19 protein-coding genes are annotated in these 25,482 nt (G+C 51.6%); 15 read left to right on the plus strand and 4 right to left on the minus strand.

The genetic code is table 11. The features are described from left to right. Positions 1-140: 140 nt before the first annotated feature. Positions 141-3,584: a glycoside hydrolase family 2 TIM barrel-domain containing protein gene (locus tag DFP97_RS01310; RefSeq protein ID WP_114378162.1), complete on the plus strand. Its 3,444-nt coding sequence runs from the start codon at positions 141-143 to the stop codon at positions 3,582-3,584. A gap of 233 nt (positions 3,585-3,817) precedes the next feature. Continuing rightward, positions 3,818-5,170, plus strand: coding sequence for an RNA polymerase factor sigma-54 (gene rpoN / locus DFP97_RS01320; RefSeq protein ID WP_181873306.1), 1,353 nt, complete (start codon positions 3,818-3,820; stop codon positions 5,168-5,170). Here rpoN and ablB read toward each other — a convergent pair. Further along, on the minus strand, positions 5,165-6,013 hold the full coding sequence (ablB, locus tag DFP97_RS01325) for a putative beta-lysine N-acetyltransferase (RefSeq protein WP_245975813.1): 849 nt from the start codon (positions 6,011-6,013) through the stop codon (positions 5,165-5,167). The genes rpoN and ablB overlap by 6 nt on opposite strands. Positions 6,014-6,349: 336 nt before the next feature. Here ablB and DFP97_RS01330 point away from each other — a divergent pair, with 336 nt between their 5' ends. The 7 genes from DFP97_RS01330 to DFP97_RS01360 all read left to right on the plus strand — a co-directional run bounded on the left by DFP97_RS01330 (position 6,350) and on the right by DFP97_RS01360 (position 13,585). Beyond that, positions 6,350-6,613 (plus strand): YokU family protein, encoded by a 264-nt coding sequence (locus DFP97_RS01330; RefSeq protein WP_114378166.1) that lies wholly within the window; start codon positions 6,350-6,352, stop codon positions 6,611-6,613. Between the two features lie 34 nt (positions 6,614-6,647). Beyond that, positions 6,648-8,000: an aspartate aminotransferase family protein gene (locus DFP97_RS01335; RefSeq protein ID WP_114378167.1), complete on the plus strand. Its 1,353-nt coding sequence runs from the start codon at positions 6,648-6,650 to the stop codon at positions 7,998-8,000. A gap of 194 nt (positions 8,001-8,194) precedes the next feature. After that, on the plus strand, positions 8,195-8,830 hold the full coding sequence (locus DFP97_RS01340; RefSeq protein WP_245975845.1) for a CoA transferase subunit A: 636 nt from the start codon (positions 8,195-8,197) through the stop codon (positions 8,828-8,830). Next, the gene (locus DFP97_RS01345; RefSeq protein ID WP_114378168.1) at positions 8,797-9,459 is read left to right on the plus strand and encodes a 3-oxoacid CoA-transferase subunit B; all 663 of its coding nucleotides are present in this window, start codon (positions 8,797-8,799) and stop codon (positions 9,457-9,459) included. The genes DFP97_RS01340 and DFP97_RS01345 overlap by 34 nt, the downstream gene beginning before the upstream one ends. Positions 9,460-9,487: 28 nt before the next feature. Further along, the gene (locus DFP97_RS01350; RefSeq protein WP_114378169.1) at positions 9,488-10,789 is read left to right on the plus strand and encodes a peptidase; all 1,302 of its coding nucleotides are present in this window, start codon (positions 9,488-9,490) and stop codon (positions 10,787-10,789) included. Further along, positions 10,779-12,143, plus strand: a complete 1,365-nt coding sequence (gene gabT / locus DFP97_RS01355) for a 4-aminobutyrate--2-oxoglutarate transaminase (protein WP_114378332.1) — start codon at positions 10,779-10,781, stop codon at positions 12,141-12,143. Before DFP97_RS01350 ends, gabT begins: the two co-directional genes overlap by 11 nt. Before the next feature lie 23 nt (positions 12,144-12,166). After that, on the plus strand, positions 12,167-13,585 hold the full coding sequence (locus DFP97_RS01360; protein WP_114378170.1) for an aldehyde dehydrogenase family protein: 1,419 nt from the start codon (positions 12,167-12,169) through the stop codon (positions 13,583-13,585). Between the two features lie 531 nt (positions 13,586-14,116). On the opposite strand, the gene kamA is transcribed toward DFP97_RS01360, so the two are convergent. The 3 genes from kamA to DFP97_RS32170 form a co-directional block, all read right to left on the minus strand. Then, positions 14,117-15,562, minus strand: coding sequence for a lysine 2,3-aminomutase (gene kamA / locus DFP97_RS01365; RefSeq protein ID WP_114378171.1), 1,446 nt, complete (start codon positions 15,560-15,562; stop codon positions 14,117-14,119). Positions 15,563-15,672: 110 nt separating this feature from the next. After that, positions 15,673-17,133, minus strand: coding sequence for a sigma-54 interaction domain-containing protein (locus tag DFP97_RS01370; protein WP_114378172.1), 1,461 nt, complete (start codon positions 17,131-17,133; stop codon positions 15,673-15,675). A gap of 280 nt (positions 17,134-17,413) precedes the next feature. Then, entirely contained in the window at positions 17,414-17,488 is a 75-nt protein-coding gene (locus DFP97_RS32170; protein ID WP_220271120.1) for a putative holin-like toxin, read from the minus strand. A 274-nt stretch (positions 17,489-17,762) separates the two neighbouring features. Here DFP97_RS32170 and DFP97_RS01375 point away from each other — a divergent pair, with 274 nt between their 5' ends. The 6 genes from DFP97_RS01375 (at position 17,763) to DFP97_RS01400 (ending at position 24,666) form a co-directional block, all read left to right on the plus strand. Further along, positions 17,763-19,511 carry an AAA family ATPase gene (locus DFP97_RS01375; RefSeq protein WP_114378173.1) on the plus strand — a complete coding sequence of 583 codons (1,749 nt, stop codon included), beginning with the start codon at positions 17,763-17,765 and terminating at the stop codon, positions 19,509-19,511. Positions 19,512-19,750: 239 nt separating this feature from the next. Then, positions 19,751-21,988 carry a lamin tail domain-containing protein gene (locus DFP97_RS01380; RefSeq protein WP_114378174.1) on the plus strand — a complete coding sequence of 746 codons (2,238 nt, stop codon included), beginning with the start codon at positions 19,751-19,753 and terminating at the stop codon, positions 21,986-21,988. Positions 21,989-22,186: 198 nt separating this feature from the next. Next, a complete protein-coding gene (locus DFP97_RS01385; RefSeq protein ID WP_114378175.1) occupies positions 22,187-22,402 on the plus strand; it encodes a DUF2642 domain-containing protein in 216 nt (71 codons plus the stop codon). Positions 22,403-22,694: 292 nt separating this feature from the next. Further along, positions 22,695-23,129, plus strand: a complete 435-nt coding sequence (locus tag DFP97_RS01390) for an SRPBCC family protein (RefSeq protein ID WP_114378176.1) — start codon at positions 22,695-22,697, stop codon at positions 23,127-23,129. Positions 23,130-23,225: 96 nt separating this feature from the next. Continuing rightward, positions 23,226-24,209, plus strand: a complete 984-nt coding sequence (locus DFP97_RS01395; RefSeq protein WP_114378177.1) for a phosphotransferase — start codon at positions 23,226-23,228, stop codon at positions 24,207-24,209. Positions 24,210-24,258: 49 nt separating this feature from the next. Beyond that, a complete protein-coding gene (locus tag DFP97_RS01400; RefSeq protein ID WP_114378178.1) occupies positions 24,259-24,666 on the plus strand; it encodes a GNAT family N-acetyltransferase in 408 nt (135 codons plus the stop codon). Positions 24,667-25,482: the final 816 nt, after the last annotated feature.

Consider the following 25,482-nt stretch of genomic DNA (forward strand, 5'->3'; position numbering starts at 1 on the left):
CAAAGGAGGATGCACCTAGCCTTTTCCAGAATATATGAATGATGAAGTCATCACGAAACGGGCGGATGCCGCCTAAGATCGGCACAGCCGTTTACGCTTGAAGGAATATCCCAATATCTGTGAAAGCGAGTGGTTCGACCATGAATACGAAAATCCTTTTTAACGACGGTTGGGAATTTGCCAAAAGCGGTCTGGACGTTACGGATCATGCCGGGCTGAGCTTCGAACCGGTAGATCTCCCCCATGATTGGTTGATCTACAATACATTGGCGCTTTACGAGAACAGTATCGGCTGGTACCGCAAGAAATTAATCCAGTCACGGCTTGGCGGGCAGATGCTGTTATGCTTCGACGGCGTGTACATGGATTCTTCCGTATACGTAAACGGCCAGCTTGTTGGCGAATGGAAATACGGATATTCTTCCTTTGAGCATGAGATCACGGACGCAGTTATCGAAGGGGAAAATGAAATCGTCGTGAAAGTCGTGCACCAGAGTCCGAACAGCCGTTGGTATTCGGGAGCAGGCATCTATCGGAACGTCTGGCTGAAGGAACGGGACAGAAATCACATTCTCACAGACGGCGTGTATGTCACAACCAGGCAGCAGGGTGAGAGCTGGATGGTGGAAGTCGACACAGCCGTACAAATCGAAGAAGACGTACTTATTTCGCATCATATCCTATATCAGGACCAGACGGTCGCTGCCGCTTCGGAGCGGGTAACAGCAGGACGCGGGTCGATCACGACAACCCGCCAGACATTAACCGTAGATCATCCCTTGTTATGGAGCACGGACGAGCCGATTCTGTACCGGATCGTCACGCGAATGCAGCGGGAGACGAGCGAACCGTCCGAGGGACAGCGCTGTGAAGAACTGGAGACGATCACGCTGCCTCTGGGCTTCCGGAGCATTGCTCTCGACCCGGAGCAGGGGTTTCTGTTGAACGGGAAGAAGCTGAAATTGAACGGCGTTTGCGAGCATCATGACTTAGGTGCTCTAGGGGCGGCGTTTAATGTCCAGGCGCTGCGAAGAAGATTCGTGATGCTGAAGGAAATGGGCGTCAACGCTATCCGCACGGCGCATAATATGCCGGCTCCGGAGCTCATGCATTTGGCGGACGAGCTCGGACTGCTCGTTGTTTCGGAGGCGTTCGACATGTGGGAAAGATCCAAGACGACTTATGATTACGCGAGATTTTTCAAAGATTGGGCGTATCGCGACGTGAAAAGCTGGGTGCTGCGGGACCGGAATCATCCGAGCCTGATCATGTGGAGCATCGGGAACGAGATTTACGACACGCATGCGGATGAGCGGGGGCAGGAAGTCACCAGAATGCTTCTCGACTATGTATTGGAATTCGATCCGAAGCAGAATGCGCGGATTACGATCGGGTCGAACTACATGCCGTGGGAGAATGCGCAGAAATGCGCCGATATCGTGAAAGTTGCCGGCTACAATTACGCGGAGAAATATTACGATAAGCATCACGAAGAGCATCCGGATTGGATCATTTACGGCAGCGAAACCGCTTCGGTCGTCCAGAGCAGAGGGATCTATCATTTCCCGTTCGAGAAATCGATTCTTGCCGACGATGACGAGCAGTGCTCCGCCCTCGGGAACAGCTCGACAAGCTGGGGGGCCAAGTCGGCTGAAGCCTGTATTTTGGCTGAGCGGGATACGCCGTTCTCCCTGGGTCAATTCCTGTGGACCGGCTTCGACTATATCGGGGAACCGACGCCGTACCATACGAAGAATTCGTATTTCGGTCAGATCGATACGGCTACGTTCAAGAAAGATTCCTATTACATCTACCAGGCCGCTTGGACCGATTATCGCACGAATCCGATGGTGCATGTCTTCCCGTACTGGGATTTCAATGACGGGCAAATCATCGACGTTCGCATATGCTCAAACGCTCCTAAGATCGAGCTGCAGTTCAATGGGACGACGATCGGAACGCACGAAATCGATCACGAGCATGGATCGCAGCTTGTTGGCTGGTGGAAGGTGCCTTATGCGGAAGGGGAAATCAAGGCCATCGCTTACGACGAAACAGGCAAAGTCATAGCGACCGATGTTCGAAGCTCCTTCGGGGATGCGCACCGAATTCGTCTCCAAGCAGATAAAGAGGTTCTTACGGCGAACGGTACGGATTTGATTTTCGTCGAAATCGGTATGTTGGACGCCCAGGGTCATCCGGTAGAAAACGCGAACAACCGCGTGCAAGTCAAGGTGACGGGGGCAGGCCGATTGCTTGGGCTAGATAACGGCGACAGCACGGATTTCGATCCGTACAAGGGAATAAGCAGAAGATTGTTCAGCGGTAAGTTGATGGCGATTATCGGTGCGACCCTGGAGCCGGGTAAAATCAAAATCGAAGTATCCTCCGAGGGCATGCGAACCGAGGCGGCGGAATTCGAGTCGCATCCTGCGAAAGACGGAGTTCCGGAAGGGATTTCAGCGAACTCGAGAAATCAAGAGCTGCCGTGCGTGACAGGGGGCTGCGATGAAGTTCCGCTTCGTAAGATCGAAATCGTCAGCGACTCGGGACAAGACTTTAGTGAATCCGCCAAGGAAATTACCGTTCGTGCCCTATTATGGCCTGAAAACACCACGTATCGAGACGTCGAGTGGCGCGCCGTAACGGACGAAGGAATCGAATCGAATATCGCGAAGGTCGAAGCGAACGGGCTAGAGGCGAAGATCGCAGCCATCGGAGACGGTGCATTTCGTCTGCGCTGCACGAGCAAGAACGGCACGGACAAGACGAAGCTCATCTCCCAATTGGAGTTTAAGGCAACAGGTCTGGGAACGGCCTACAAGGATCCTTATGGATTTATTTCGGCTGGACTTTACGATTACAGCAAAGGCGATGTCGGAAACGGCAACGAGAGAGGTATAGCGACCAGCAGAGACGGAGAAACGCACGTAGGCTTCCGCGATATCGACTTCGGTCCATATGGCTCCGGCACCATTACGATACCGGTTTTCGCCTTATCCAGCGAAGAATATGCGATGCAAATTTGGGAAGGGATGCCCGGCGAGAAGGACAGCTCCTTAGTGGCGGACGTGATTTATCAGAAGCCGTCCAAGTGGAACGTGTATCAAGAAGAAACGTATCGCCTGACCAAGAGACTTCGCGGAATTACTTCGATATGCTTCGTGCTTCGTCAGAAGGTGCACATCAAAGGATTTTCCTTTGAACGACAGAATCGGGCTTTCGAACAAAACTCGGCGGCTTCCTGCGACCGGATTTATGGGGATACATTTAGCGTCGCGGACGAACGCGTGGAAGGCATCGGCAATAACGTCTCCCTTGAATTTACGCATATGGATTTTACCGGAGAAGGCGCTTCGAAGCTTGTCGTGAACGGGAGATCGCCGATCGACAAGAATACGATCCATATCCGATTTGCTGGCGAGAACGGCGAAAGCAATCAACTCGTGGAATTTGAGAAATCCGATGGATACGAAGAACGGGTGTTTGAATTGGAACAGGTAACGGGGATACAGAAAGTGACATTCATCTTCCTGCCGGGCAGCAACTTCGACTTCGACTGGTTCCGCTTTATGCGGGGATAAGCAGGAAGAGACCGCCCGTAATTTGTTGAAGTAAACGTGGATGTTCATGTCAAAAGCAGCCGATTGCGGATGCTTATGACATGGGGTTGCGCCGTGAATCTTAAGTTGAGGGTATCGGTCATTGACCGGTGCCTTTTTTATTTAGGAAATCCGATTGACGGCACCGGTATACTATTGACAAAATTGACGAGCATCCGGAATAAAATAGAGCAAAAGCCTAAAGGATGATTCAGATGAGCCCGGGTTACGGCATGTATCAGCAGCAAACGGCCAAAATGCGCATGACGCCGCAATTTCGGCAGGCGATCAAGATTCTTCAGCTCCCGACCCCGGATTTACTCGAATGCATCCGGCAGGAGCTTCAGGAAAATCCGATGCTGGATCCCTCAGGGACCGATTGGGGTGCCTATGCGGAATATGACAAGCGGCAGCTAAGGCAACCGCCTGAACCCGGAGCCGGCCCGATCGGCCCGTATAATTCCGATTATGATCCGCTTCATCAAGCGGTATGGAAGGACGCCTCCCTGGAGAAGCACCTTAAGGAGCAATTGAATGTGCTGACCGGCATTCCGCGCTCTGTCCGGCAAATCATCGCGTACATGATCGGAAATCTGGACGGGAACGGGTATATGGAGCTGTCGTTAGCAGAAATCGCCGATGCGCTAGAGGTCGATAGCTGCGAGGCAGAGCAAGCGCTCGACATCTTGAAGGGCTTTGAGCCTGCCGGTGTCGGGGCGAGAGATTTAAAGGAATGCCTGATCATTCAGGCGAATCGCCTGCCGGCTTGTCCGCCGCTTGTTCCCGTCCTGATTCGGCATCATCTCGAAGATATCGCGTATCACTCCATTCATCGATTGGCCTCAAGGCTGCAGGCCGCCTCGAGTGAAATGCAGGAGGCGATCGAGACGCTGAAGGAGCTGAATCCCCGTCCGGGCGCGGCATTCTCTGCAGGCGACATCCCTTATATCGTACCGGACGTCAGAGTCGAGCAGGCGGGGGAGCGGTTCGTTATCACCGTTCAAAACGCGGCAGCGCCCCGTCTCTCCATTAACGGTCATTATGAACGGCTGCTTAAGGAAGGCGGGGAGCATGACGAGGCAAAGGCATTTCTTTCTAAAAAGCTGAACGCGGCTGTCTTCTTCATCAAGTGCATCGAACAGCGGCGGGACACCTTGTTTCGCGTGACGCAGGCGATCGTCGAGGAGCAGATAGACTTTTTCAGAGAAGGGATTTCCCGTCTCAAGCCGATGAACCTGAAGCGGATTGCGGACATCGTGAGCCTGCATGAATCGACCGTCAGCCGCGTGACCGCCGGCAAATACGCGCAAACGCCGTGGGGCGTCTTCGAGCTGAAAGCCTTTTTCCCTACCGGCTATCAGCAGGACTCAGGCGAATCGGCATCCGCAGACAGCGTGAAGGCTCGAATAAAGGAATTAATCGGCGGTGAAAACCGCAAGAAGCCATACTCGGATCAACAGCTGGCGGATCGGATGACGGAGGAGGGCATTCGGATTTCCAGGCGTACGGTGGCCAAATACCGGGAGGAGATGGGCATCTCCTCTTCTGTGAACCGTAGACGGCTATAGCTTTACCCATAGATTCATATCTTCGAATTTATCATAGATATCGCAGTTTTTCGTCAGCCTACCGCAATACCGGTACCCCATCTGGCGGAAAACGGCGTTCATGCCAAAAGAAAGCGCGCGGGACAAAGAATACAGGCAGCGGATATTCCGTCCGGCCAGTTCCTCTTCCAAGGCATGGAGGAGCAGCCGCATATGACCCTTGCCGCGATGGCTCGGAAGGGTGGCACAATCGGTCATTTCGGCGTTCCGATATATCGTGTTGATTTCAGCCGAAGCGGAGCTGACCAGCTCGCCGGATTGTTCGATGACATAGAATATCGTGCCTTCTAGCATCGCCTTCCCGACATAAGAAGGATCATGCATCGGTACCGGGTACGTTTTAAAAATACGGCCGTATAAAGCAGCGAGCGCTCCGGCATCATCCGGTGAAGCCATTCGCAGCGTAACGTCGTCAGCGGCTTGGGTGCGATCCGGCCTGAACGGCAGCTCCAGCACCTGCCTCAAAATATGATCTTCCTCAATCCAATAGTCGCTTGTACGCCGCTCAAGATCCAAATAGTAGGCCATGCAGTAAGCATCCCTGCCGTCAAAATAGCCTTTGTAAATCCCCTCCAGCATACATCCTTTTGATAAGAAAATCTCCCAATCTTCTTGACGGGATTTAATGAAAAGTTTGGTCAGCGCGCGCTGCTTGGCGATCCCGCAGGCAAACTCGAAGAGCGAATCGATATTTCCCTCATAGTCGTCTACTCGCAGCCTTTTGTTAAAGGCATCGAGGCAGTAATGAACGGTGCAGCCGTTTCCGGTCTCGACCTGATTGCTATAGTAAAGGTCCTTTGGCATGAGGGTTCCTCCTAAAAAGTTTTGCGAAGCAAAACTTCGCTTCGAAAGCATACGCTTAAAGCGAATGGTTCTATACGTATTTTATGTGCAAAAATGATGCCAGTTCTGCGGATCGGTCTATATGAAGGTACCCATCCGGTCTCATCGTTCATTGCCAACCGGGTTTTGACGGCTTGCCGCAAAAAAATGAACGGCTGCAAAATCTTTTGCAGCAGATCCGGCGCTTCATCCCCACTGGGGAGAATGTATCGCCCTTCCAAAGTTGGCATGGTGCTTGCTTATATAAGAAGGGTAGAGAGGTCCGGCCCACAAAACGTTTAGGAGGGACAATCGGGCATGACATGCATATGGTGCGATGCGGAAGACAGCAAGGAAGGCGTTAAAGACTGCTATTGGATTATGCCGGACGGCAAATCAACAGTGGAGATATTGGATATTCCGGCAATCGATTGTCCGCGCTGCGGCAGCTATGTTTCCGAGAGCATGTCGCAGAAGGTGGAAGAGGCGCTGTATTTGAATGACGTATCCGCCTTGGGAAGCCGGTTCCGCTATGAAGAGCTGATGAATGCGCCGCGGATTAATAAGTTTTATTTTAAATGAGCGCAAGGAGTAAAACCAGGGGGAGGCAGTCGAGATGCAGCGGGAACATTTGATTAAACCGCTACTGGGTCGTTCGTATCCCGCAGTTCAATATGGGAAAGGCGTATTTCTGTACGATGAGCAGGGCAAATCGTATCTGGATGCTTGCTCCGGCGCCGTTACGGCCAGTATCGGGCACGGCGTTCAAGAAGTTGCCGACGCGATGCTCGAGCAGGCAAGCAAAGTATCCTTCGTTTACCGTTCCCAGTTCACAAGTGAGCCCGCCGAGGAGCTGGCGCGGAAGCTGAGCGAATTGGCGCCGGGAGGGGATTACTGGGTATTCTTCGTGAACAGCGGCTCCGAAGCGACGGAGACGGCCATGAAGATCGCGATTCAGCACTGGCAGGAGCGGGGACGTCCGGAGAAGTATCAAATTATTTCCCGCCGGATGAGCTATCACGGGATTACGATGGGCGCCTTATCGATGTCCGGCCACGCCGCAAGGCGGAGAAGGTTTCTCCCGCTGCTGGAGGATTTTCCGGTCGTGGCGCCCCCCTATTGCTACCGCTGTCCGTTTGGCGCTGCCTTTCCGGCGTGCGAGTTGATGTGCGCGGACGATCTGGAGACCGCAATCGGGCGGATCGGGGCTGAGCATATTGCGGCTTTTATTGCAGAGCCGATCATTGGAGCTGCGGGCGGGGCCGTTGTACCGCCTGAGGGTTATTACCGGAAGATGAAGGACATTTGCGAACGGAATGAGATTCTGTTCATTGCCGACGAAGTGATGACCGGGATCGCCCGGACGGGAAAAATGTTCGGCCTGGAGCATTGGGGCGTCGAGCCGGACCTGATCGCACTGGGCAAAGGGATGAGCGCCGGCTATACACCGATGGCGGCCGCGCTTGTCAGCGATCATGTGATGGAACCCGTCCTGCAGGGTTCCAAGAGTATCATGTCCGGCCACACGTACAGCGCGAATCCGCAATCGGCGGCGGTTTCCCTTGCGGTTTTGGACTATATCGGCAAGCATCGGCTGGCGGAAGCCGCCGAGACGAGCGGCGCCTATTTGCTTTCCCGGTTACACGAACTGGCGCAGCAATGTGAAATAATCGGGGATGTGCGTGGCAAGGGCCTGCTCCTGGCCATTGAACTGGTTGCAGGCCGTACCGCCAAGCAGCCGTTTCCATCGAGGCTCGGCGTTACCTCCCGGATCGTTGACAAAGCATTTCATAAAGGGCTTCTCGTCTATCCGGCTGCAGGAGGGGCAGATGGGGAAGGAGATGCGATTATCATTGCACCTCCGCTTGTAATCAAACGGGAGGAGATCGATTTGCTGACCGCTCTCCTGAAGGAAACGCTGGAAGAAGTGACGCGGGAGCTCGGGGAAGCGGAGGTGGAAGAGCAATGATGGATCACGGCGCGAATGGGAATGAAAACGAAGCTGGAGGGGATACCAAGCCTTCGGCTGGAGCCTCGGACGGATTCGATGCCGCATCCGGTATTCCGTCTGGAGCCGATGCCGGAAACCGGGCGGGAACAGCGCTAAACAAGATCAGAACGCTCGAGGAGGCGCTGGCCGTCATCACCGACGGCACGACGCTCATGTACGGCGGCTTCGGCGGGATCGGCACGCCTCCTGCCCTTACGGAAGGGATCGTGGCCAAAGGGGTCAAGGATCTTATTCTCATTGGCAACGATACCGGATTTCCGCAGATCGGCATTGGCCCATTAGTCACGCTTGGGAGGGTCGCCAAGGTTATCACCTCCCACATCGGCTCCAATCCGTTTGCCGGTAAACGGATGACGGAAGGGAGCATGGAGGTCGTCTTTTATCCGCAGGGGACGCTGGCCGAGAAAATTCGGGCGGGAGGCGTCGGACTTGGGGGCATCTTGGTCGATGTCGGCGTCGGCACTTTAATGGGTGAAGGCAGAGAGACGGTGTCCGTCTTGGGAAAGACGTATTTGGTCGAACCGGCGCTGACCGCCGAAGTGGCCATCGTTCATGCGAAACGGGCGGATCCTTACGGCAATTTGGTTTACGACAAGAGCGGCCGGAATTTTAATCCGTTAGTCGCGATGGCCGGACGAATCACAATCGCGGAAGCGGATGAAATCGTGCCTCTTGGCGGACTGGACCCGGAGACGATCGTCACGCCGGGCGTTTTTGTCGATATGGTCATTCCGGGCAAAGGGGTGAGCTGGCAATGGGTATGGGAGAAGAAACACGCAGCCGAATAGCGAAGCGGGCTGCCCTGGAATTGCAGAACGGGATGGTCGTCAATCTCGGCATCGGCATCCCGACGCTTGTCGCGGATTTTATACCGGAAGGCGTTCACGTCGTGTTTCATGCGGAGAACGGCATTCTGTTCGCCGGCAGAGCGCCGGATCCGGGAGAGGAAGACCCTTTCCTGTGCAATGCGGGCGGCTACCCCATCACTATAGTAAACGGCGCCTCCTATTGCGACAGCGCGATTGCCTTCGCGATGATTCGCCGGGGCTGCATCGACATGACGATACTCGGGGCGCTTGAGGTGAGCGAGTGCGGGGATCTGGCCAACTGGATCGTGCCGGGAAAGCGCGTGTCCGGCATTGGAGGGGCCATGGAGCTGGCCCAAAAAGCGAAGAAGGTCGTCGTCCTGATGAATCATGTCAATCAACAGGGTGAATCGAAAATCAGGAAGCGGTGCGGGCTGCCGCTTACCGCGCGTGAATGCGTCGATTTGATCATAACCGATATGGCGGTTATGGAGGTAGGCGCCGAAGGGTTGATTTTGCGGGAGGTAATGGCCCCATATACGGTGGAAGACGTCGTTCGATATACGGAAGCGGCCTTGATCATACCGGAGAATATCTCAATCATTACGTAGGCCGGCCTTATCCAAAGGAGGGATTGACATGAAAGGTGATCCGGTTTCATTCAAAGTCCGCATTCGCGAGTGGATGCATAATCATCGGGAGGAAGGCACGAGCTTGCTGCAGGACATGGTCAGATTGCCGAGCACGCAGGGGAACGAGCGGGAAGTCCAGCTTCTCATTGCCGGAAAGCTGCGAGGGTTGGGCATGGATGTGGAGGTGTGGGAACCGGACGGCGAAGCGCTCGAAGCCCATCCTTTTTTTTATTCGCCGCGCAGCCGCTTTATAGGCAGCCCCAATGTCGTCGGCATATGGAGAGGATCGGGAGGGGGACGATCGATCATTTTGAACGGACATATGGATGTTGTGCCGGAGGGAGACGCCGGACAGTGGCACGATGATCCGTTCAGCGGCAAAGTCGCGGACGGCAAGCTGTTCGGACGCGGCGCGACGGATATGAAGGGAGGAATCGCGTCACTGCTGTTGGCGGTCCAAGCAGTCCGTGAGCTCGGGATCCGGCTGAAGGGCGATATCATCTTCCAAAGCGTCATTGAGGAAGAAAGCGGTGGAGCCGGGACGCTGGCGGCGATCCTGAAGGGGTACAAAGCCGACGCCGCGCTCATTCCGGAGCCGACCAACCTTAGGATTTTTCCCAAGCAGCAGGGCTCGATGTGGTTCCGCATCGAAGTGAAGGGCCGTTCCGCCCACGGCGGGACCAGGTACGAAGGTGTGAGCGCGATCGATATGAGCATGGCGGTCATCGCGCATATCCGCGAGTTGGAAGAGACAAGGAACGCCACTGTCTCCGATCCGTTATATGCCAGCAATCCGATTCCGTTTCCGATCAATATCGGCGTCATTAAGGGCGGGAATTGGCCGTCCTCCGTTCCGGATACGGTAACCCTGGAAGGCAGGTTCGGCGTCGCCCCCGAGGAGAAGCTGGAGCAGGCCAAGGAAGAGATGATCCGGTGGATGGAGCGGCTGAAGGAGAAGGATCCATGGTTTGAGGAGCATCCGCCGGCGGTGGAATGGTTCGGCGCCAGATGGGTGCCGGGCAGCGTAAGCCTGGAGCATACGTTCATCCGGACGTTGTCGGAGCAGTACAGGGAGGTTCTCCTGCAGGAGCCCGTTATCGAGGCGTCGCCATGGGGAACGGACGGCGGCCTGCTGACTCTGCTGGCCGAGACTCCTTGCATTGTATTCGGTCCGGGCGTCACGGAAGCCGCTCATTACCCGAACGAATATATTAAGCTGGACCATGTTTTCGAGGCGGCGGAAATTATTGCGCTGACATTGATTGAGTGGTGCGGATTGGAGGGAAAGGGAGATGGAGATGGAGACTGATCGGAACAAGTCTATCGAGATCAAAAGCGAGCTGCCCGGTCCAATCGCGCGGGAGCTGCTGAAGCGGCGCGCGGATGCCGTGCCGAGAGGGCCTTTCAATACGGTTCCCACCTTTGCGGCCAAAGCTGAGGGCGCGCTGCTCACCGATGTCGACGGGAATACCTTCATCGATTTCGCCGGTGCGATCGGATCATTAAACGTCGGCCATTGTCCGCCAAAAGTGGTGGAAGCACTGAAAGACCAGCTGGAGAAATATATCCATCCCTGCTTTCACGTTGTCATGTATGAGCCGTATGTGGCGTTAGCGGAGAAGCTGAACCTCATCACGCCGGGGAGCCATCCGAAGAAAACCTTTTTTATGAACAGCGGGGCGGAAGCCGTCGAGAATGCGATCAAGATCGCGCGCAAATATACGGGGAGACGGGCGGTCATCTCCTTCGAGCGCGGCTTTCACGGCCGAACCTATATGGCGATGTCCTTGACCAGTAAAGTGAAGCCGTACAAAAACGGCTTCGGCCCCTTCGCCCCCGACACGTACAAAATGCCTTATCCTTACTATTACCGCGCTCCTTTCGGTCTCGCGCCCGATGAGCTGGATGCTTACCTTTTGCGGAAATTCGAGGATTTCTTCCTGTCGGAGGTTCCGGGCGAGGAGGTCGCCGCGGTCATCATGGAACCGGTTCAAGGCGAAGGCGGCTTTGTTATCCCTTCAGTCCGATTCGTGCAGGGCGTCAAGGCGATATGCGAGCAATACGGCATTGTGTTTATTGCCGACGAGGTGCAAACCGGCTTCGGCAGAACGGGCAGAAGCTTCGGCATCGAACACTTCGGGGTAGTACCGGACCTGATGACGATGTCCAAATCGATCGCTGCCGGTCTTCCAATCAGCGCGGTAACCGGCCGTGCGGAAATGATGGATGCGCCGAACGTTGGCGAAATCGGCGGCACCTTCGGCGGAAGCCCGCTTGGCTGCGCGGCGGCGCTGAAGGTCATTGAAATGATGGAGGAAGAGCGGCTTGCGGAGCGGGCGGTATCGATCGGGGCAGCGATCAGCGGGCGATTAGTCCGGCTGCAGCAGGAAGTAAGCGGGATAGGGGACGTCCGCACGCTTGGGGCGATGAGCGCAATCGAGCTGGTCAAGGATCCGGTGACGAAGGAGCCGGATAAAGAGCTGACAGCCCGCGTGCTAAAGGAGGCGCATAAACGGGGCTTGATCGTGATGGGAGCAGGATTGTATAGTAACGTTATTCGTATCCTTTGCCCGCTCGTCATTACGGAAGAGCAGCTGGAGGAAGGCCTTGACGTGCTGGAAAATGCGCTCAAAAATTGCGCCCGCAGCGATATTAATACTTAAATAGAGAGGGGAGGTGACCTGGAATGAGGAAGCGATTGTTTATCGATGGGGATTGGGTAGAAGCCGGCGAATACCGTCCCTTGTACGCGCCTTACGGCGGCGGGCAAATTGCCGAAATTGCTTATGCCGGCGCAGCTGAAGTAAACCGCGCCATTGAAGCGGCGGAGAAGGCGAGGCCGGTTATGGCCCGCATGCCGGCGCATGAGCGTGCCTCCATCCTGGAGAGGCTGTCCGCGTTAATCGGGGAGAAGGCGGAGGAATGCGCCCGCCTGATTGCGCTCGAAACGGCCAAACCGCTCAAGGCGGCCAGGCAAGAAGCGGCGAGGACGGTCATGACCTACAAATTCGCCGCAGAAGAGGCTAGACGAATCCAGGGGGAAACGATTCCGATGGACGCCGCTCCGGGAGGAGAAGACCGGATCGCATATACGATCCGTCAGCCGCTCGGGGTCGTCGCCGCCATTACTCCGTTCAACTTTCCGATGAATCTGGTTGCTCACAAGGTAGGTCCGGCAATCGCGGCAGGCAACACCATCGTATTAAAGCCGGCGGGCCAGACACCGTTAACGGCGCTGCTGCTAGCGGAGCTTGTGCAGCAAGCCGGTTTGCCCAAGGGAGCGTTAAATGTGGTAACGGGCAGCGGAAGCGCGATCGGGGATTTTCTGGTTACGGATGGCCGCGTGAAGGGCGTAACCTTCACGGGCAGCCCGGATGTCGGAATCTCGATCCGTCATAAGGCGGGCCTAAAGAAGGTTACCCTTGAGCTCGGATCCAATTCGGCGCTGATCGTGGATAAGGATGTCGACGCGGATGCCATGATGGCAAGGGCTGTCACTGGAGCATTCTCCTTTGCCGGGCAAATATGCATCTCCCTGCAGCGCATTTATGTGCATGAGCAGCTGTTCGACGAATTCGTCCGGAAATTCGTCGCACAAACCGAAACGTTGAAGCTGGGCGACCCGCTGGATCCGGAAACTGATGTGTCCGCATTGATCAGCTCAGGGGATGCGGAGCGTACCATGCAGTGGATCGAGGAAGCCCGGGAGCGGGGCGCGGTCGTCGCGACCGGCGGCAGGCGGGAAGGAAACGTCGTGGCTCCAACCGTCCTGCTCCATGTGGACCCTCAGGCGAGCTTGTCCTGCCGGGAAGCTTTTGCCCCGATCGTTATGATCAACAAAGTGGCGACGATGGAGGATGCGATCCGGGAGGTGAACGATTCCAGATTCGGACTCCAGGCAGGCATCTACACCCGGGACCTCGGAACGGCGCTTCATGCGGCGGAGGCTTTGGAAGTGGGCGGCGTCATGATCAACGATATCCCGACCTTCCGCGTGGACCATATGCCCTATGGGGGCGTCAAGGACAGCGGAATCGGACGGGAAGGGGTCAAGTACGCGGTCCAGGAGATGACCGAGCTGAAGCTGGTATGCTTTAAGAAATAAGCGAAAGTTATCGGTATTTTCGCGGATAATGGGCGTTCAATGGACACTCTCTATTTCCAATATAGAGCACACATAGAGCCCAAAAAGCTAATAGTTACTGCATTTATCCAATATAGCTCAGCGCTCGCACTTCGCTAACCTCCAATGTTAGGAATCCGGCTAATCGGCACTCCATTATGTCCGTAGTCAGACTAACTCGGGGCTACATTGGATTCCGTACAGGATAAGAGCAGAAGTTTGTTGACGTGCTGAGCTATGTTGGATTTCGTACAGTAAAAATCGGCTCAATTCGAAACTTTCGCGGAAAATGAACTCTTTGGGTGTTCTTCATTGGATAATTTCCACTATAGAGCAAACGCAAAGGCCTAAAAGCTAAAAGTTACTGTAATTATCCAGTGTAGCTGTGTCCGCCGTTTCGGCTGTGTCCGCATCTATCTAATCCCTGCATATAAAGAGTTAGCGGGCTATTTTGGATTTTATTAAGGAGGGTCAGCCCCTTCATTCACCCGCTTCTCTTGATACCGTAAATATTTATTGCGGCAAATCGTCTTTGGTCTGCGCGTTCTCTTTCTCTTTTTCTTTTTTGTCCCCGGCCTTCATTAGCTTCTGCTTCATCTCGTCCCTCTTCTGACGGCGATCCTTGAGGGAGGCATGCTCCGGCGACTCCTCGTACAGCTTTCTTCGGCCGATCCGGCGCAAATTTTCTGGCACCAAATTAAATTTTTCGTCTTTCATGAGAGCGATGACGCCGGTGCTTTCCGCCGGCTTCTTTAGTCCGTAGATTTCGTTGAAATATTCGTCCGCCCGGCCCGGCTTATAATTTTGCGGCTCCGGATATCCGACGATGACCCCTTCATAATTCCGCAAAATCACTTTATCCTGGCTTTGCGAGATCAAATAGTTGGGCTGCAGCGCGATTTTTCCGCCGCCGCCGGGGGCGTCGACCACGAAGGTCGGTACGGCATAGCCGGAGGTATGGCCGCGCAGCGCTTCAATGATTTCGAGCCCTTTGGACACCGGCGCCCGGAAATGGCCGATTCCTTCAGACAAGTCGCACTGGTAAATATAGTAGGGGCGTACGCGGATTTTCACCATCTCATGCATGAGCTTCTTCATGATTACGGTGCTGTCGTTAATGCCTGCCAGAATGACCGCCTGATTGCCCAGCGGAACGCCCGCATCGGCCAGCATTTCGCATGCCTTTCTGGCTTCGGACGTTATTTCCAGCGGATGGTTGAAGTGGGTGTTTAGCCAGACCGGATGATATTTCCTCAGAATCGCGCACAAATTTTCCGTGATGCGCTGCGGGAAAACAACCGGAGCGCGCGTACCGATCCGGATAATCTCCACATGGGGGATCGCCCGCAAATTTTTCAATATATACTCCAGGATGTTGTCATTGATCAATAAGCCGTCACCGCCGGACAGCAGTACGTCGCGGACCTCCGGCGTATTCCGGATATAGGCGATGGCGTCGTCCAGCTGCTTTTTCGGCACCCCCATTCCCACCTGACCGGAGAAACGTCGGCGCGTGCAGTACCGGCAGTACATGGAGCACTGGTTGGTTACCAGGAACAGCACGCGGTCCGGATAGCGGTGGGTTAAGCCCGGCGTAGGCGAATCCTCGTCCTCGTAGAGCGGATCTTCCAGATCATATTTCGTTTTCAACAGCTCGGCGGAAATCGGAACGGATTGCATCCGGATCGGACAGCGGGGGTCGTCGGGATGCATCAGGGATGCATAGTAGGGCGTTATATTTAAAGGTATTGTCTGCGTAGAAATACGGACGCCTTCTTCTTCATCCGGCGCCAGCTGAACGACCTTCTTCAGATCGTCCAGCGTGCGGATCGTGTGCGTCAGCTGCCAAAGCCAATCGTTCCACTGCTCATCCGTCACGTCTTTCCACAGCGCGACTTCTTTCCAGTGCCGTTTGCTGCTCAAAGGTACAAGCGGAGTCTCGGCGTTTAAGTCTGTCATATGCTGCACCTCCATCAACTTATTTTTCTAATACCTCTTTTAATAAGCAATAACGATGCCAATCCGCTTGCCGGCGAAAATAAAAAAACAGGCTCGGACGGAGCCTGTTTTTATGGCTGGTTGATGAAGCCGGGTTTTCTCGCGATGCCATAGCGGCTCAGCTTGTATTGCAGAGCCTGCCGCTTAATGCCCAGCGCTTGCGCGGTGAGGCTGATGTTATAGTCATGATTTTGCAGCGCGCTCACGATAGCTTCTCGTTCGAGCTGTTTCACCCGGTCCGATAAACTTTGCGAAGAGGCTTTCTCCGGTGTTTGCCGCCATTCCACGGTACCTGCGGCCGTGCTGAGAACTGGAGCATTTTTCAAATAGGCGGGAAGATGATGCTCTTCAATCGTTTCGTTTTCCAGCTCCATCATATTGTAGGTCGATTCGATGGCATGGCTTAATTCGCGGATGTTGCCGGGCCAATCATATGCTGTCAACCGGTTCATGGCTAAAGGGTGGATGCCGGTGACCTTCATGCCGAACACAGGATTCAATTTCTCGATAAAATGCTGCGTAAGGAGCGGGATTTCTTCTTTCCTTTCTTTCAGGGGAGGAAGGGATAAATTCACCACATTAATTCGATAAAATAAATCCTGACGCAAAATTCCTTTTTCCAGCGCTTCTTTCGGATCGATGTTCATAGCGGAAATAATCCGGACGTCTGCCTGCTGTTCGGACGAGCCGCCGATTCTGCGTACGATGCCGTCCTGAAGCACGCGCAGCAGCTTCGCTTGCAGGAACAAATCCAGACTGTTCAACTCGTCCAAAAAAAGAGTGCCTCCGTTCGCCTGCTCGAACAGGCCGGCCCGGTCAATCGCCCCCGTGAAAGCGCCTCTGGCGGTTCCAAACATAATGCCCTCCATCAGCTCGCTTGGAACGGCCGCGCAGTTCTGGGCGATGAACGGACGGTTTTTGCGGATACCGGCGTTATGGATGCTCTGCGCAAACAATTCCTTGCCGGTGCCGGTAGGACCGCAGATCAAGACGGGCGAGTTGGTGCGTGCGGCCTTCTTGGCCATCGAAATCGCATCCAGGCTCTGCCCGCTCGTACCGATAATATCGCTGAAATGATAATGCGCGGATGCGCCGTGCTTTTTATCTTTTTGATGGGATTGGTGGATTTGATGGCGGAGGTCCAGGATTTGATCATGAAGATGGACGATGCTCGTAATATCCTTCGCGACCTCCAAAGCGCCGATCTGACGGCCGTTATCGAACAGCGGATAAGAGCGGTTAATGGTCGTGATTCGCTTCCCTTTCAGATTGACATAGGTTTGTACTTTCTCGGCCGTTTCTTTGCCCGTTTGCAGGACATGGACAAGCGTACTGGTTTCGTCGGTAAGCGAAGGGTAGAGGTGAAATAACTTTTTCCCGATGACCTGCTCCCTTTTCAATCCGTCGATTTCCGCCATCTTATCATTATAGAATAACGTGATTCCGTCCCGATCGATGAGATGCACGCCGATATCGATCATGTTCAAAATCCATTTGAAATGGTCTGATCCGAAGCCATGCTGATCCGACATGGAGTCACCTACCCTCACGAAGCATCATTCGAATTTGCAGTATGTTGTATCGTATGTAAGAACGGCCGGGGATAATACAATGATGCGGCGGCCGTATCTTCTCTGAAAACTAACTAATGAATCGCATACAATAATTGCGCGAATAAAATCATCATGATATGATTAGGATAAAAAAAGGAGCCGTGCTGGAACACGACTCCTTGCACAAATGCCGCTCTAAGGGCGGTGGCTTTCGGATAAAGCTAGACCAGTGAATAGACCGATCCTTTCCGTGGGCGGTCTATTTCTCTTTCTTAATCAGTAATACGAGAGTCGCGAACGCAATCATAAGCGTAAGTGCTTCGAATACCGACATGGCATCATCCTCCTTTCCCGGAGGATTAGCCGACCGCCCTTATAGCCATTCTATTGTGCAGGAATAGTATATCAAAGCTGGAGTCAGTCGACTAGACTGGCTTTTTTTTGTCGTAATACTGCAGTTGATGAGCCTGAGAATTGAAGGGGGTTTAAGTGCTTGTTGACTGTTCACCTTTCATGTCAGTATCGCTAACATGCGCTTTGAATACAGGCATTTCTAGAGTGAACATTTCATAGAATAATTCAAAATCGTCTGTAAAGGAAGTGAGGCCATGAGGAAATACCATTGGATCAGGTGGCGTAAATTCCTTCTCAGACTCGCAGTCCTTATCATCATCGGCGTGCTGTTGTGGGCAGGAGGCCCGAAAGCCTGGCAGGTCGCGATCGGAATTGTCAGCGTTTTGCTGCAGCTGCTTTTCGCCGTCGTATTCATAATCATTCAGTTCGTAGCCCTCTTCTGGTTCCTGGCCCGGGGACGCACATACTGGATTCTGCCTGGCGAGACCGGCGCTACCTGGGACGACTACCGGGGCAACCCCGAGATCGTTGAGAATGCCAAGCGGATCGTTATCCTGCTCAAGGGCGTAAAGGATTTCAAGGAGATGGGTGGCGAAGCGATCCGGGGGCTGCTGCTCTGCGGTCCGCCCGGTACCGGCAAGTCCTACCTGGCCCAGGTAATTGCCAACGAGGCACAGGTACCCTTTGCTTATGCCTCTGCCCCAAGCTTTCAAAACATGTTCTTCGGCGTCGGGAACCTGAAGGTGATGGGCCTCTACAAGAAGGCGCGGAAGCTGGCGGGTGTGTACGGCGCCTGCATCATCTTCATCGACGAGATCGACGCCATCGGCATGAGCAGGCAGTCGGGCGGGGGAGCCGGCGGAGGAATGTTCGGCATGGGCGGGGCGGGCCTGCTTAACGAGCTGCTCTTGCAGATGGACCCGCCGAATATCGACAACTCCTGGTTTGCCAAGCTGCTTCGCTCATTTGGGCTTAGGCGCAAGAAGGCAGAGCGGCCGCCGGTGCTGACAATCGCCGCGACCAACCTGCCCGACGTACTAGACACAGCGCTGCTTCGGCCCGGCCGCTTCGACCGTAAGCTCTGGGTCGATACACCTGACTACGATGGACGGGTTGACGTCTTCCACTACTACCTTCAGAAGGTGAAGCGGGAATCCAATCTAACTGCAGAAAAGGTGGCGCTCGACACGGTCGGCTACAGCCCGGCGCAGATCAAACACATCGTTAACGAGTCGGTCGTAATTGCCCACCAACGGGGTGCCCAGCTTGCCAGTTATGAGGATTTCCGGGTTGCCATGGAAACCTATGAGTGGGGCCTCAAACAGCCGCTTCGTTCTATGAGAGAGGACGAGAAGCGAAACATCGCTTACCACGAGGCTGGCCATGCGGTGGCCCAGTATTTGCTGAAGCCCCACGATCGGGTCTGGAAAGTGACGATCATCCGCCGGGGCGGCGCGCTAGGTCTCGCTGCCACCAAGCCGACGCATGAGCGGTATAACCGCAGCGACAGTGAGATCTTGGCGGCGATTCAAGTCTGTCTGGCAGCTCGGGCAGTGGAAGAGGAGTTCCTCGGCAAGAAATTAAACGGGGTCACCTCCGACCTGCGGCAGGCTACTGAAATGGCCGGTGCCTACCTGGGTATGGTTGGGATGGGCGATGAGCTGTTCAGTTGGCTTGCCACAGGCAATCGGGCCGAGGCACTCAGGGCGCTTCGGCCAAAGATCAACGAGCTGCTGAAGGATCAGATGCTCCAAGTGAAGGAGCTGGTAAGGGATCACGCTGACTTCGTCCATACCATTGCAGAGGAGCTGCTGAAGCGTGAAGATCTGACCGGCGAAGAGATTGAACAGATTTATATACGGCTCTATGGCCAAAGCCGGCCAGAACCGCCTGAGGTAAAATCCCGGGTGATTATCGATTCTCCTGCCCAGGAAGATCCGGAGCAGCTGCCGGAGGAGAGCGATAATACGGAAGAGTCCGACCCTAATCCGGAGGATTCCTAAAACTATAACGGGGGTTCAAAATAGAGCCACGGTTTCTTGATGACTAGACCCGCGCGGCTTTTGAAGTCGTGCGGGTTTTATTCTGTGCCCCAGTAAACTTGAAATGGTTAATTATATTCATACAAAATATGACAATTGTTATCTTTGACACCATCCACAAAATCATTATATTTTGTTAATTATCCCATTACAATCTTCTCTTATCCTAATTTAGTGATTACTATTTTAGGAGGGACGTCATGAAAAAGATTTTTTTATTATTTTTAACGATGATGCTTGCTATTTCCATCTTTCCTGGCTATGGCTCGGCAGCGCAGCCTACCCATGTTATTATTAGTGAGGTTTATTACGACACTAATCTTTCCTACGAGCCTGAAGAATATGTTGCCATCACAAACCCTACCGGAGCTTCAGTGGATATCTCTAATTGGGCGATTTCAAATGGAAGCTACGAAGTGAAATTTCCTGCCGGGACATCGATTGCGTCTGGCATCACCATGTACATTGCAAAGGATGCATCGAAATTTAAAGGTGAAATGGTGACGATTGTCCCTTCCTTTGAATACGGCACAAATAGCGACGCAGCAATTCCTCAAATGGTAGTTTCTGGATCGACACCGACTTTCGCCAATACCGGAGATGAAGTTCTCCTCAAGAACGGTGCTGCGATTGTCGATGCTGTCCTTTATGGAACATCAACCTATTCTTGTTCCTGTTGGTCCGGAACGGCAGCTTCTGATGTCAGTGAGGGCATCATTCTTGTACGCGACCGCGTTGAGTCGTCAGGAGAATGGGAGGATTCCGATTCTGTAGCAGATTGGGATGGGCTGCGAGTGTACCAGGCCGGTCAATCTCGTTTTGATACGCCAACGTTTACCTTCACCGGTGACGTAACAGCTTATACTTCGCCTGACAGCAGCTACAGCACCCTAACAAGCCTGTTAAATAGTGCAACGACCTCGATTGATTTGAATCTGTACGAATTTCATAATACATATCTGCTTGCCTCGCTGAAAAACGCGATTACCCGCGGGGTTGCAGTCCGGGTATTCCTCGAAGGCCAACCTGTCGGCGGACTTACCGACCAATCCAAATATGTATCCAAAGAGATCGTGGACGCCGGCGGTCAAGTTAGATACATCATAAGCGATACAGCGAATGAACGTTTCAAGCGGTATCGTTTTGACCATGCAAAGTATGGGATTATTGACGGACAAAAAGTATTTTTACAGTCGGAAAATTGGAAGGAAACCGGTGTGCCGACGACAAATACGTTTGGGAACCGCGGCTGGGGGATTATCATAAACAACGCAGATTACGCTAACTATGTGAAAAATGTCTTCAATACGGATTGGAATATCGAATTCAAGGACAGCTTCCCTTATACACCAGGCACTGCATATGGTGAACCGAGTGCGGGCTTTGTCCCTGACACATCGAATCCTGGCGGCAGCTACGCGACTCCTTTCTCCAATCAGACGTTTACAGGCACAATGAAAGTCACGCCGGTGTTTGCTCCGGATTCCACGTTCCTCAAAGAAAAGGCCATTATCGGAATGATGCGAAATGCAACCAAATCGCTTTATGTGGAGCAGTTATATATCCATAAGCATTGGGGAAGCTCTGCCAGCGGAAGTCCGGCTACCGATCCCAATATTTATCTTGAAGAAGTGATCGACGCGGCACGTCGCGGAGTAGAGGTCCGCGTTATTTTAGACAGTGCATTTTTGGATGCTTCGGATACGCGGGACAATCAATATACGGTCCAATACATCAATGATACAGCTTCTGCTGAAGGGTTGAATATGAGTGCGAAATTGATCGACTTGCCAACCACTCATTTGGAAAAGGTCCACAATAAAGGGATGATTGCCGACGGGAACAAAGTGTTGGTTTCCTCTATAAACTGGTCCGAAAACAGCCCGGTAAACAATCGGGAAGCAGGAGTAATTGTCGAGAATTCCCAGGTAGCGAATTATTATGAAAACGTGTTTTGGTGGGATTGGAATGCCGGTCAAGGTACCTCGAATCCGGCGGCAATCAAAATATCTGAAGTGTATTACGATACCGTTGGCAACGACGATGTAGAAGAATATGTGGAGCTGTACAATCCCACTTCTGCCACAGTAGATATTTCAGGCTGGACGATTAGCGACAACGCCGGTACCTTTACCTTTCCTTCCGGCAAGTCGATTCCAGGCTCGGGATACTTTACGGTCGCACGGAATGCTTCAGGTTTTAATGCGCTTTTCGGGAAGCAGCCGAGCCTCTCCGGTATGACACTGTCACTCTCTAACAGCGGGGATAAAATGACGCTGAAGGATGCTTCGGGCAGTGACAAAGATTTTGTAGCCTGGGAAAATTATGTTTCGGGCTGGAGCCTAACGGCTAACATTGGAAAAAGCATCTACCGTACAAATCCAAATACGGATACCGATACAAACGCAGATTGGATTTCCGGTAATCCAACGCCGTAATAATACTATTTTGATTAAGATTCCCTTGGTCCCCTTTTGTTCATATGAGCAGGAGGGGCTTTTTCTTTCTGATATCATCGGTTTAAGTGCAGTGTTATTGCTCCTGCTTGCGTAAATATCGCAGCTAATCCATTTTGAACCTTTCGTGAGAAAAGATCATATACTGGGGCGAATACCTAGGGAAAGGTGTAGAGGCGAATGAATGGGAATCCGGCTATGATCACATTATTTGAGCCGTATGTATATCAAAAGTTGAAATCCGTAATAGGGCATGGAACAGTTCTGGAGACAGCAAGAGGAAGCGTACGCGGGGTTATAAGAAATGTATTGCCGGATTATGTTGAGATCGATTCCGATGGTATATCGATCTACGTACGCATTCAAGAAATCATTTGGTTCATGCCGTTTAATTAAAACATAGTGATCCTGCTTGCGGTCAAAACTGCAGCAGGATCGTTTTTGTTTATTAAAATGGGATGGACGCGATTTTAAAGTTTCAAGACTATTCCTGGACATAAAAGTGAATTGGAACTCATGTCAAAGCGTTTGATTCACGAAAACATTCTAATACTAGGTAAGCAATGGTAAAATATTGAGCGATTGAAATATATACGTGAAGGCCGGGGCAGCCATGTTAAGCTCAGCGTTTTATTCGTACTAGGAGTGTGGGATAATTAGAATATGTGTGATCTAGGAGGTATGTGATTTGGTTGATGTATTTACGGAAATAACAATAGATTGCCCCCGCGATAGAGTTGCTACCTATGCAGCGAATCCGGATCATGCTCCAGAATGGTATGTAAATATTAAGTCTGCAGAATGGCAAACGCCAAAACCGTTGAGAATCGGTTCTAAAGTCGCATTTAAAGCACAATTTCTGGGGAAACAGCTTTCGTATGTATATGAGATAGCACAATACGTTCCAGGGCAAATGCTTAAAATGAAAACGGCTGACGGACCTTTTCCAATGGAAACAACTTATACTTGGGAGACCATTGACGGAAGCTCAACCCGAATGACTTTGCGCAACAAGGGCAATCCGGCCGGTTTTTCCATGTTGTTTGCTCCGTTTATGTCGTTGATGATGAAAAGAGCAAATAACAAGGACTTGAAAAGAATCAAGCATATACTTGAAAGTTGAGTAGCATAACGAAGGGTTTTATATAATCAAACATTACCTTTATCTGGTATAGAGACTGTTATATGATTGAGTTAAAAAAATGTAAGGGGAAACGTGATGTACACTCAACCGGCTGCTTTACGTTCAGTATTAGATTCAAAATACTTGGAGTATTGTTTAAGTGAATATTATGATTTAGGACAGTGGGGCGAATGTTTGTTTTGGCTGCGAGGATTAAATGATACATATAAAGTGCGAACTCCTAATGGATTTTACATACTTCGTGTCTATCGCCGTGAGATCAGTGAAAGTGATGTTTCGTTTGAGATATCTTTATTAACTCAACTAAAAGTTCTCCTAGACTCAGAGCACACAAATGTGGCAGAGCCAATAGTTAAAAAAGACAACAGTTGGTATACAGTTCTAGATGCTCCGGAAGGAAAAAGGATTGCTGTAATTTTCCGCTATATTAATGGCATAGAGAACGGGCTTCTTGACGAGGAATCATGCTTTGCCTTTGGTCAGTCTGCTGCTGAATTGCACTCAGCAATGGATAAAGTTATTCTAAATCAACCCCGATACAATTTAGATACCCGTTTTCTCATTGATCAACCACTAGAACGTATCTTGAACTATATTGGCGAGAAGCATGAGGCAGCGCCATTTCTATTTCAATTTGCGAGTACATTGAAAGAGCGTATAATCGCTGCTGCTGAACAAGGGTTGGATTGGGGTATATGTCACGGAGACATGCATGGAAATAATAATGCATTAGAAAAGAATACTTATTTTACACATCTCGATTTTGAGTGGTCTGCAAAAGGCTGGCGAGCCTATGACCTAGCTCAAGTCCGAGCCAGGAAGCGACAGCAAGCAGATAAACAAGAACCGCTTTGGAATGCGCTTATGTCGGGATACCGATCTGTTAGAGCGTTTTCTGATCAAGATGAAATGGCGGTAGAGCTATTTATAATAGCTCGAAGATTTTGGGTAATGAGTCTTGACGTTGCTTTTATCCATAGTGATAATGGTGCTCTTGATTATACCGTAGACTGGCTTGAAGGTTTTGTTAATGAATTTCGTAAAACCAATATTGTGTAATTACAAATTGATCCGTATGGAGTGTATGTTATAAAGGAGAGCTTTAACTATGAATATTGAATTTGCTGCGGAATCAGATTACGAATACATAGTTGAAAGTGACCACCATATATTAGAAAGCTTAATTATGACGAAAATAAAGCAAAACGAAATATACATCATACGTAATCATCAACACATGAATATCGGTTGGATGAGATACGGTTATTTCTGGGACAACACGCCTTTTATGAATATGATATGGGTCGATGAGCAGTACCGAGGAGACGGTGTAGGAAGACAAGTTGTCCTCTTTTGGGAAAATCATATGAAGCAAAGAGGCTGTAAAATGGTTATGACCTCAACTTTGGCGAATGAAGCAGCGCAGCATTTCTATAGGGGATTAGGCTATAAGGATGCTGGATGTTTATTGTTAGAGAATGAACCTTTAGAAATTATTCTTATCAAATCTATCTAAGTAAATATATCTAAGGCCTTTTTGCTACCTTCCGGGTCATTTTTCACATTTTTAGTTTCGACATCGATCAGGTTACTTCGACAAGAATAATATGCTAAATTCCATAAGAAAGGAAAATGAAGGAGGTTGGACTAATTTGAAAGTTCTGAAAGGGAAAAAGATACGTTTGTTTTTCTCGCCTTAACACTTTCGATCATTCCGTTCTCGTCTGCATCTGCTGGTGCTGGAGAATGGGATTATATTGGCGAAGAAACGGTTTACAAAACAGGTAGCAGTTGGGACTCTGGCGGAGGCAGCTGGAAAGTAACAAGTGATCCGTACAATACAGTCTGCGTAAAATATGAGCTTTGGGAATATGATCCTTATGATCCGGATGACTATATTGGAAGTCGTTCTGTCTGCCCTGGTGGCAATGATGTTTTCGATGTTAGCGGATTTACTGACGGTGGCGGTCAAGCCGAACTTTACGTGAAAAAAACTAATTATACAGGTACTCCTACAAGAATGATTTATCACGACTGATCAAAGGCAAGCCGGCGCTAAGCTGGTTTGTTTTTTTATAGCTTATAAACGAACATATGTTTGCATTACAGATTTTGTTGTAGTATATTAGGTAGGCAACGCATCAAATGAATCGACCAGCGGGACATGATCATTCGAAGGAGGGATTATGAACAAATCTTATAAGCTTTCATAGACATTCCCTGCATAATTTGGTAAATTATTTATGGCAGATTTTATTACCACATTTGGCTTGAATTCACTTGTTTAAAGGTAATCATTGCTCAATGATTAACAAATTAAAACGAAGGAGTG

Source organism: Paenibacillus prosopidis (genome assembly GCF_003337375.1).
In the GTDB taxonomy this organism is placed as follows: domain Bacteria; phylum Bacillota; class Bacilli; order Paenibacillales; family Paenibacillaceae; genus Pristimantibacillus; species Pristimantibacillus prosopidis.